Genomic DNA, 8,702 nt, shown 5'->3' with positions numbered 1-8,702 from the left:
GTCCCCTTTGTCCCCTGACACCGCCCTCACACCACCCCTCACAGACACCCACCGTGACCCTCAACTCACCTCCTGTGATGGCCCGATGCCGAAAGCGGTCGGATCATCTTTCGTCCGTAACCCAAGTGCCGCGACGGTCGTTGTGCGGGATGCAGGCTCCCTGTGGTCGCCTCCCACGCCGGGCCACTCACTCGATCGTGTGGCTCGGCTCAAGGTGGGCAACCTCCAGGACCCCCTGGGGAGTCGGACGTCATGACGAGAGGAGGTGCCGCCAGTGATCGCGAATGTTTCGGCACACCGGCGGGCGAACGCCTTCGCCCAGGCCTTGGAGGAGCAGTCCGACCAGGCCGCGGCGGCCGAGCAGCCGGAGAGCACCGAAGACTCCGCCGCTGCCGAACAGGCTTCGCGGAGCCGGATGTTGGCACTGGCCGGCGGACTCGGCGAGCTGCCGAAGCCGGACCTTGACCCCGAGGTCAAGGTGGTTCAGCGTGCCCAACTGATGGCTGCCATGGAGGCGATGCTGCAGGAAGGCACCGCCGCCGGGGGCGACGGCGTGAGCCAGTCGGTACCCGAACAGCGCTCCGGAAAGGGCACCCACCGAGCCGGTCCGCTACGCAAACTCCGCCCACGGTCACGCCTGTCCAAGGGCATCGCCGCGGGCGGCCTCACGGTCGGCGTGGCCGCCGGAGCGTTCAGCGGTGTCGCCGCCGCCAGCTCCGACGCGCTCCCCGGCGACAATCTGTACGGCCTGAAGCGCGGCATGGAGGACCTCAAGCTCGGCATGACCGACGACGAGTCGGCCCGCGGCGAGCTCTACCTCAACCAGGCCTCCACCCGCCTCCAGGAGGCCCGCCGCCTCATGGAGCGCGGCCGCGTCGGCACGCTCGACCACGAGCAGCTGGGCGAGGTCCGCCACACCCTGAGCGGCATGCGCAACGACGCCAGCGAAGGCCACCGCCTCCTCCACGAGGCGTACGAACGGGACGGCTCGCTCATCCCGATCCAGGCCCTGGACAGCTTCTCCCGCTCGCACCGCGAGAGCTGGAGCGCCCTGCGGGACCGCCTCCCGCTGCAGCTCACCGATGTCGGCGATCAGGTCAGCTCGGTCTTCGACGCCATAGACGAAGAGGTCGGCCCGCTGCAGTCCCTGCTGCCCCGCACGCCGGAAACGGGCAGCACCGACCGGCCCGGCGGGTCCGGTTCCGGCGGCTCCGGCGCCGAGAACGGCAAGCAGTCGCCCAGCACCGGCTCGTCGAGCGGCCCCACCGGCGACGAGAGCAAGCCCGAGCCGTCCACCTCCAGGAGCGAGGACGAAGGCCTCCTCGGCGGCGGCACCGGCGGCCTGCTCGACCCGCCCGAGGGCGACGGCAGCCCCTCGCCGTCCGACGGCAAGAGCTCGCCGGGCAAGCCGGACATCACCCTGCCGCCGGTCCTCCCGGGCCTCCTGCCCGGCCTCGGCATCGAAGGCGAGGACACCACGAAGTAACCCCGCGGTACGTACGTGGACGGGGCGCCCTCTTCCTCAGAGGGCGCCCCGTCCACGTATGCGAGCGAGGCTCAGAAGAACACGGACCTGCGCTGCACGAGGAGCTTGTACAGCGTGTGCTGGATCTGCTCGCGTACCTGATCGGTCAGGTTGAACATCAGCATCGGGTCCTCGGCCGCCTCCGGCGGATAGCCGTCCGTCGCGATCGGCTCGCCGAACTGGATCGTCCACTTCGTCGGCAGCGGCACCGCTCCCAGCGGGCCCAGCCACGGGAACGTCGGCGTGATCGGGAAGTACGGGATGCCGAGCACCCGCGCGAGCGTCTTCGCGTTGCCGATCATCGGGTAGATCTCCTCGGCGCCCACGATGGAGCACGGCACGATCGGGGTGCCGGCGCGCAGCGCGGTGGAGACGAAACCGCCGCGGCCGAAGCGCTGCAGCTTGTACCGCTCGCTGAACGGCTTGCCGATGCCCTTGAACCCTTCGGGCATCACACCCACCAACTCCCCTCCCTCCAGGAGCCGTTGGGCATCCTCGGCGCAGGCGAGGGTGTGACCGGCCTTACGGGCCAGCTCGTTGACCACCGGCAGCATGAAGACCAGGTCGGCGGCGAGCAGCCGCAGGTGCCGCTGCTGCGGATGGTTGTCGTGCACGGCGACCTGCAGCATCAGGCCGTCGAGCGGCAGCGTCCCCGAGTGGTTGGCGACGATCAGCGCACCGCCGTCCGCCGGGATGTTCTCGATGCCCTTCACCTCGACCCGGAAGTACTTCTCGTACACGGGCCGGAGCAGCGACATCAGGACCTGGTCGGTGAGCTCCTGGTCGTACCCGAACTCGTCCACGTCGTACTCGCCGGTCAGCCGGCGGCGCAGGAAGGACAGGCCGCCCGCGATCCGGCGCTCCAAGGCGCCACCGGCGGCGGCCGCCCCGGCTGCGGCGCCGGGGGCGTCCCGGCCGCTCGGGTCGGTCAGGTCGGTCCGGTCGGACGGGGACGCCGGGTCGGTCCGGTCGGCGTCGTCCGGCTCCCCGAGCCCGTCCTGCGCGTTCAGGGCCCGCACCTCGCCCACGGCCGCCGGGTCGGCCTTGCGGCGGCCCGTGGCCCTGCGCCGGGGCTGGCGCTCACCGCGCTCACCGCGCGAGCGGTCGGCCGCTCCCTCGTCGAACGGAATGACCTTGGCGTCCGCCATCGTTGCTGCGCTCCTCAGTTGGCGCTCTGCGTCGGGTGCTGCGTGGCGTCGTGGCAGCCGTCCGTACCGGCGCCGCGGCCACCACCCGGGAAACCCGGGAAGGGCAGCGCGGCCAGCCGGTCGACGGCGCTCGCCAGGGCCTCGGGCGGCAGCAGTCCTGGGCCCCGGCTGCGGGCGAAGTCCGCGAAGGTCTCCGCCGTACTGAACTTGGGCCGGAACCCCAGTGTCTCGCGCATCTGGCCCGTGGACACCACCCTGCCGTGAGTGAGCAGTCGCACCTGCTCCGGCGAGAAGTCCGTGAGGCCGACGGTCCGCAGCGCGCTGCCCGCCCACGTGACCGCCGGGAGCAGTACGGGCACGGTCGGCCGGCCAAGGCGCCGCGAGCACTGCGAGAGCAGCAGGACACCGTCGCCCGCGATGTTGAACGTGCCGCTGTTGAGCGTGCCCCGCTCGGGCGCACGCGCGGCGATCCGCAGCACGTCGATCACGTCGTCCTCGTGCACGAACTGGAGCCGCGGATCGTAGCCGAGCACCGTCGGAAGCACCGGCAGCGAGAAGTAGTCGGCGAGCGGCGAATCCGCGGTCGGGCCGAGGATGTTGGCGAAACGCAGCACACACACCGCGACGTCCGGGCGGCGCCGCGCGAAGCCGCGCACATACCCCTCGACCTCCACCGCGTCCTTCGCGAAGCCACCGCTCGGCAGCGACTTCGGCGGGGTCGTCTCGGTGAAGACGGCAGGGTCCTTGGGCGCCGAACCGTACACATTGGTACTGGACTTGACCACGAGCCGCTGCACCGTCGGCGACTTCTGGCAGGCGCCGAGCAGCTGCATGGTGCCGATGACGTTGGTCTCCTTGACCGAGCCCCGGCTGCCGCCGCCCAGCGGCGTGCCCGTCACGTCCATGTGCACGACGGTGTCCACGGAGTGCTCGGCGAGCACCCGGGCGATCGTCGACTGCCGGATGTCGGCCTGGAGAAACTCCGCCCCGCCCAGCTGGTGCTCCGGCGGTACGGCGTCGACGGCGATGACCCGGTCCACATCGGGCTCGCGCTGCACACGGCGTACGAATCGGCCCCCGAGCTGCCGGGCCACCCCGGTCACCAGCACGACCTTGCCCAAGATCAGCGCCTTCCTTCTTCCACCACTACGACTCCGCCGCACCCCGCATCCCGCACGCGCCACGTTAGCGGGTGGATGTTGCGCTGTGATGACCTCGCGCCGCACCTCTCGCCACTTCTCGCCACTTCTCGCCACACCTCTCGCCACAAAGCAGCGAAGCCCCCCACCGAAATCGGTGGAGGGCTTCGCCATGCGCTTCGTACTACGGCGCTTACTTCTTGTTGCGACGCTGAACACGCGTGCGCTTGAGCAGCTTGCGGTGCTTCTTCTTGGCCATCCGCTTACGCCGCTTCTTGATAACAGAGCCCACGACTACCCTCGCTCACTTCTCATCACTTGGTGCGGGGCAGACTGGGCCCACACGACCTACGTCAGGCCTAGCCTACCCGCCCGAGCGCTGAGGCCGTAATCGAGTGCTCGATCAGGCCGACTCCACCCCCACATAAGAATCGCGAAGGTACTCGTGCACGGAGTTCTCCGGCACCCGGAAGGACCTCCCCACCCGGATCGCCGGCAGATGACCACTGTGCACCAAGCGGTACACGGTCATCTTCGACACTCGCATCGCCGAGGCGACTTCCGCCACGGTCAGAAACTGCACCTCGCTCAGAGGCCTCTGCTCAGCAGCCATGACACACCTGAACCTTCCACACATGACGGGCACCGGCTTCCCCTTCCGGTAACTCCTCGTCGCTGTGCGCTCACACCCAGAGTAGGGGCGGGTGGTACGAGTGGGGAAGAGGTGCTGCGATCGGCCGCCTAACGTGACAGACGCGCGCGATTGAGTACATAGCGCGTCAACGGCCGGTAGTAGTCGGCCCGTACAGCGTCATCGAGCGGTACGGCGACGGCCACGCGCCCCTCCGCCTCCCCCACGAACAGCGCCGGATCGTCCGTGTCCGCCAGGCCGATGGCCTCGACACCGAGCTGACCTGCGCCGCAGACGAACCCGTGGTCACCGACGACCAGACCGGGCAACGGCCCGCCCGACTCGGCCGCGGCGGCGAGCACCGTACGTACCGGAAGCGGTGAATGGGTGTGCGCCCCGCTCGCGCGCCCGGCGCCCGCGCCCCCTGGCTCTCGCACCAACGCGACGCCCCGTACGTAGTCGAGGTGGTACGTACGTAGACCGAACCGGGTCGTCATGTCGACGGAGACGCCCTGCGCGGGGGCGAGCACCCTGCACCCCGCCGCCGAGAGCGCGTCCGCCAACTCGGCGTAGAAACCAAGGAGTCGATGCGGATGCCCGGTGCCGAAGAACACCGGAACCTGCCGCTCCGCCGCCACTCTCAGCCGCTCGGCGAAGGCGTCGAGACCCGCCAACGTCCGCTCGGGGTCGATCACATCGGGCCCCGACCTGTGCTGCGGATCAGCGGAGACCCCGCACTTGTCGGCCATCAGCGCGATCAAGTCCCGGTCGCCCCAACGCCATTCGGGATCGAGCCCGAGCAGCACCCGCGGATCCCGGGCGGCGAACAGCCGATAGCTGCGCAGGCTCTCCTCCCGCGAGGTGGCCACGGGCCCGGCGAGCCGGGCGGCCAGCAGATGCGCGCGCAGGGCGCCGGTGCTCAACACGCCTGCGATGCTGACGCATCAGGGACCGAAGGGACCCCAAAACCCAGGACAATCCCCACAGTTGGGCTAACCTCACCGGACTTTCCGCACACCGCGAGGGACTTGCACACCGCGAGGGACTTGCACACCGCGAGGGATTTGCGCATCGCGGTGGCGGGTTACGGCAACAACCCCCGCAGCGGGAACACCGACCGCCGCGTGGCAAGGACCGCCTGATCGAGCCGGTCCTCCGGGTCGTACCCCGCCTCCCACTCGGCCCACACAGGCGTGCGCCCATCGGTCATGCGCCGGGGCGCGGACTCCCGGGTGCGCGCGAACACCTGCTGCCGCCACTCCTCCGGAATCTCCGACTCCGGCGCGATCTCCTGGCCCGCCGCGATCGCCACGAGGTGCGTCCAGGAGCGGGGCACCACGTCCACCACCGCGTACCCACCGCCGCCGAGCGCCACCCAGCGCCCGTCCGCGTACGAGTGCGCCAGTTCGTGGCACGCGAGCTGCACGGCACGCTGCGCGTCCAGGGACACCGCGAGGTGCGCCAACGGGTCCTCGAAGTGGGTGTCGGCGCCGTGCTGCGTCACCAGGACCTGCGGCCGGAACTCGGCGAGCAGCTCCGGCACCACCGCGTGGAACGCCCGCAGCCACCCGGCGTCCCCGGTACCCGCGGGCAGCGCCACGTTCACCGCGCTCCCCTCGGCCGCCCCGGTCTCCTCCGGCCAGCCGGTCTGCGGGAACAACGTCCGCGGATGCTCGTGCAGCGAGATCGTCAGTACCCGCGGGTCCTCCCAGAACGCGGCCTGCACACCGTCGCCGTGGTGCACGTCCACATCCACGTACGCGACGCGCTCGGCGCCCAGCTCCAGGAGTCGCGCGATGGCCAGCGCCGCGTCGTTGTAGATGCAGAAGCCCGCCGCGCCCCCGGGCATCGCGTGGTGCAGCCCCCCGGCGAAGTTCACCGCGTGCTCGGCCTCACCGCGCCACACGGCCTCGGCGGCGCCCACCGACTGCCCGGCGATCAGCGCCGACACATCGTGCATCCCACGGAAGGCCGGATCGTCCTCGGTCCCCAGGCCGTACGTGACATCCGCGGCGCCCGGGTCCACGGAGGCGGCCTTCACCGCGTCCACGTAGTCCTCGCGGTGCACGAGCCGCAGCGTCGACTCCCCGGCCGGCTTGGCCGATACGACCTTCAGATGCTGATCAAGGCCGTACGCCGAGACCAGGCTCCGGGTCAGCGCGAGACGCACCGGGTCCATCGGGTGCCCGGCGCCGAAGTCATAGCGCGTTACTGCCTCGTCCCACATCAGCTGTGCGCGGCCGCTCATGCACGTCACCGTATCGCCCGGCCTCCGGGGCGAACGACCGGGCGTACACCAGCGTCACAAGCACCAACACCATCGGAACGAGCATCGCCCCCCGGTAGTTCCAGGCGTCCCCCAACGCCCCGACCAACGGCGAACCGATAAGAAACCCGACATAGTTGAAGATATTGAGCCGCGCGATGGCCGTGTCCGAAGCCCCGGGGAACAGCCGCCCGGCCGCCGCGAACGTCTGCGGCACCACCACGCACAACCCGAGCCCGAGCAAGGTGAACCCTGCCATCCCGACCCACGCACCCTGCGCCACCGCCACCACGGCGAAGCCGGCCGCCGCGAGCACCGCCCCGGCCCGCACCACGGCCACAGCACCGAACCGCCGCACACCCCGGTCCCCGACGGCCCGCCCGACAAGCGTCGTCACCATGTAGATGTTGTACGGAACGGTCGACAGCTGCTCGGAACTCCCCAGCACGTCCTGCAGATACTTGGCGCTCCAGTTGGAGACCGTCGAGTCCCCGATGTACGCGCACGTCATCACCAGACACAGCGGCAACAGCACCTTGAACCCGACCCGCTGCCCCGAACTCCCCGCGCCCTGCGCCTTCTTGGCCTCGACGCCCCCGTCGACGTACCACCGACTGGCGATCAGGGCCGCCGGCAACGCCACGGCGACCGTCGGTAGATAGGACAGGAAAAGCGAGAGTTCCCAGTGCGCCCCCACCCACGCGAGCGAGGCCCCGACAATCCCGCCGAGGCTGTACGCGGCGTGGAATCCCAGCATGATGCTGCGTCCGTACGCGGACTGCAGACTGACGCCCAGCATGTTCATGGACGCGTCGAGCGCTCCTACGGTGAGCCCGAACAGGCCGAGTGCGACGGCCACTTGCCACAGTTCACGCCCCGCGCCGACCCCGAGCAGTCCGAGCAGCACGAGCGGCTGCGACCACCGCAGCACCCGGCTGGGCGGGACCCGCTTCACCAGGTGCTCGGTGAGCACACTGCCGACCCCGGCGAGCACCGGCACCGCGGCGAGGAACGCGGGCAGCAGCCCGTCGGATATCCCGTACCGGTCCTGGATCGCCGGGATACGTGTCACCAGGAGGGCGAAAGCCGCACCCTGCACAAAGAAGCTGACCGCAAGGGCGCCTCTGCCATGCCGCAACCGCGAGTCCGTCATGGCGGCACAGCGTACGGCGCCCGCCTACCCGCCGGTAGATGGATCACGAGAGCAGTTGCAGCAGCTGTCCCATATCGGAGAAGTGCGCGGTGGCGCCCTCCAGCCGGTCCTGCGGAATCATCGAGGTGAAGGCGAACACGTCCATGCCCGCGGCCTGCGCCGCCTGCATTCCGAGCGGGCTGTCCTCGATGACGACACAGTTCTGCGGAGCGACCCCCATCTGGTCAGCGGCGTACAGAAAGAGGTCCGGCGCCGGCTTGCCCTTTTCGACGTCCTCGGAGCTGAAGATCCACTCGTCCTCGAACCACTCGTCGAGCCCGGTCTTGAGGTGCCCGACCCGAATACGGTCATGCCCCCCGGAGGACGCGACACAGTACGGAACGCCTTCGGCGGTGAGCTTCTCCAGCACGTCGACGATTCCGGGGACGGGCTCCAACTCCTGCTGGAACGCGGCGAATACGCGCCGATTGAACTCCGCGTCGAAGTCCTCGGGCAGCGGCTTTCCCCCGCGTTCTGCGACTAGATCGTGCACCCGGTGCATGGCGGCACCCATGTAGTCCCGCAGCGATTCCGCGTACGTGGTGGGGTGACCCAACTCGGTGAGGTAGCTGGCGAGCAGGGCGTTGGAGATCGGCTCGCTGTCCACGAGCACGCCGTCATTGTCGAAGATCACCAGGTCATAGCGCATGCGTTGACTGTAAGTCCTGAGACCCCTGAAAACAGGAAAGCCCCGCACCATCGGTGCGGGGCTTTCCCAACAATTAGTTCGGCGGCGTCCTACTCTCCCACAGGGTCCCCCCTGCAGTACCATCGGCGCTGTGAGGCTTAGCTTCCGGGTTC

General features: G+C 69.8%; 9 protein-coding genes and 1 rRNA gene. 1 reads left to right on the top strand and 9 read right to left on the bottom strand.

Annotated elements, in window-relative coordinates; translation table 11 throughout:
- Window positions 1–274 precede the first annotated feature (274 nt).
- Entirely contained in the window at window positions 275–1,486 is a 1,212-nt protein-coding gene (locus GUY60_RS29635; protein ID WP_161703311.1) for a DUF5667 domain-containing protein, read from the top strand.
- 71 nt (window positions 1,487–1,557) lie between these two features.
- Here the strand turns inward: GUY60_RS29635 and GUY60_RS29630 are convergent, their stop codons facing one another.
- The 9 genes from GUY60_RS29630 to rrf all read right to left on the bottom strand — a co-directional run.
- Window positions 1,558–2,673, bottom strand: a complete 1,116-nt coding sequence (locus tag GUY60_RS29630) for a lysophospholipid acyltransferase family protein (RefSeq protein ID WP_161703309.1) — start codon at window positions 2,671–2,673, stop codon at window positions 1,558–1,560.
- Window positions 2,674–2,687: 14 nt separating this feature from the next.
- The gene (locus GUY60_RS29625) at window positions 2,688–3,794 is read right to left on the bottom strand and encodes an NAD-dependent epimerase/dehydratase family protein (protein WP_161703307.1); all 1,107 of its coding nucleotides are present in this window, start codon (window positions 3,792–3,794) and stop codon (window positions 2,688–2,690) included.
- Window positions 3,795–4,005: 211 nt separating this feature from the next.
- A complete protein-coding gene (locus tag GUY60_RS29620; protein ID WP_003948845.1) occupies window positions 4,006–4,104 on the bottom strand; it encodes a 30S ribosomal protein bS22 in 99 nt (32 codons plus the stop codon).
- Between the two features lie 111 nt (window positions 4,105–4,215).
- Window positions 4,216–4,425, bottom strand: coding sequence for a helix-turn-helix domain-containing protein (locus tag GUY60_RS29615; protein WP_161703305.1), 210 nt, complete (start codon window positions 4,423–4,425; stop codon window positions 4,216–4,218).
- Between the two features lie 128 nt (window positions 4,426–4,553).
- Window positions 4,554–5,369, bottom strand: a complete 816-nt coding sequence (locus GUY60_RS29610; RefSeq protein WP_161703303.1) for a phosphatase — start codon at window positions 5,367–5,369, stop codon at window positions 4,554–4,556.
- A 158-nt stretch (window positions 5,370–5,527) separates the two neighbouring features.
- Entirely contained in the window at window positions 5,528–6,691 is a 1,164-nt protein-coding gene (locus GUY60_RS29605; RefSeq protein WP_161703301.1) for an acetoin utilization protein AcuC, read from the bottom strand.
- Window positions 6,642–7,862, bottom strand: coding sequence for an MFS transporter (locus tag GUY60_RS29600; RefSeq protein ID WP_161703299.1), 1,221 nt, complete (start codon window positions 7,860–7,862; stop codon window positions 6,642–6,644). The genes GUY60_RS29605 and GUY60_RS29600 overlap by 50 nt, the downstream gene beginning before the upstream one ends.
- A gap of 43 nt (window positions 7,863–7,905) precedes the next feature.
- Window positions 7,906–8,550 (bottom strand): HAD family hydrolase, encoded by a 645-nt coding sequence (locus GUY60_RS29595; protein ID WP_161703297.1) that lies wholly within the window; start codon window positions 8,548–8,550, stop codon window positions 7,906–7,908.
- 76 nt (window positions 8,551–8,626) lie between these two features.
- Window positions 8,627–8,702, bottom strand: a 5S ribosomal RNA gene (gene rrf / locus GUY60_RS29590); the annotation flags it as partial.

The sequence above is a fragment of the Streptomyces boluensis genome (assembly GCF_009908195.1).
Taxonomy (GTDB): Bacteria; Actinomycetota; Actinomycetes; order Streptomycetales; family Streptomycetaceae; genus Streptomyces; species Streptomyces boluensis.
Note: the sequence above shows the minus strand (reverse complement) of the source record. Positions and strands in the feature narration are given on the sequence as shown.

Bases quoted from the DNA above. Each gene is read 5' to 3' on its own strand.
- GUY60_RS29615 (WP_161703305.1), bottom strand. From the start codon at position 4,425: ATGGCTGCTGAGCAGAGGCCTCTGAGCGAGGTGCAGTTTCTGACCGTG.
- GUY60_RS29630 (WP_161703309.1), bottom strand. From the start codon at position 2,673: ATGGCGGACGCCAAGGTCATTCCGTTCGACGAGGGAGCGGCCGACCGC.
- GUY60_RS29595 (WP_161703297.1), bottom strand. From the start codon at position 8,550: ATGCGCTATGACCTGGTGATCTTCGACAATGACGGCGTGCTCGTGGAC.
- GUY60_RS29605 (WP_161703301.1), bottom strand. From the start codon at position 6,691: ATGAGCGGCCGCGCACAGCTGATGTGGGACGAGGCAGTAACGCGCTAT.
- GUY60_RS29600 (WP_161703299.1), bottom strand. From the start codon at position 7,862: ATGACGGACTCGCGGTTGCGGCATGGCAGAGGCGCCCTTGCGGTCAGC.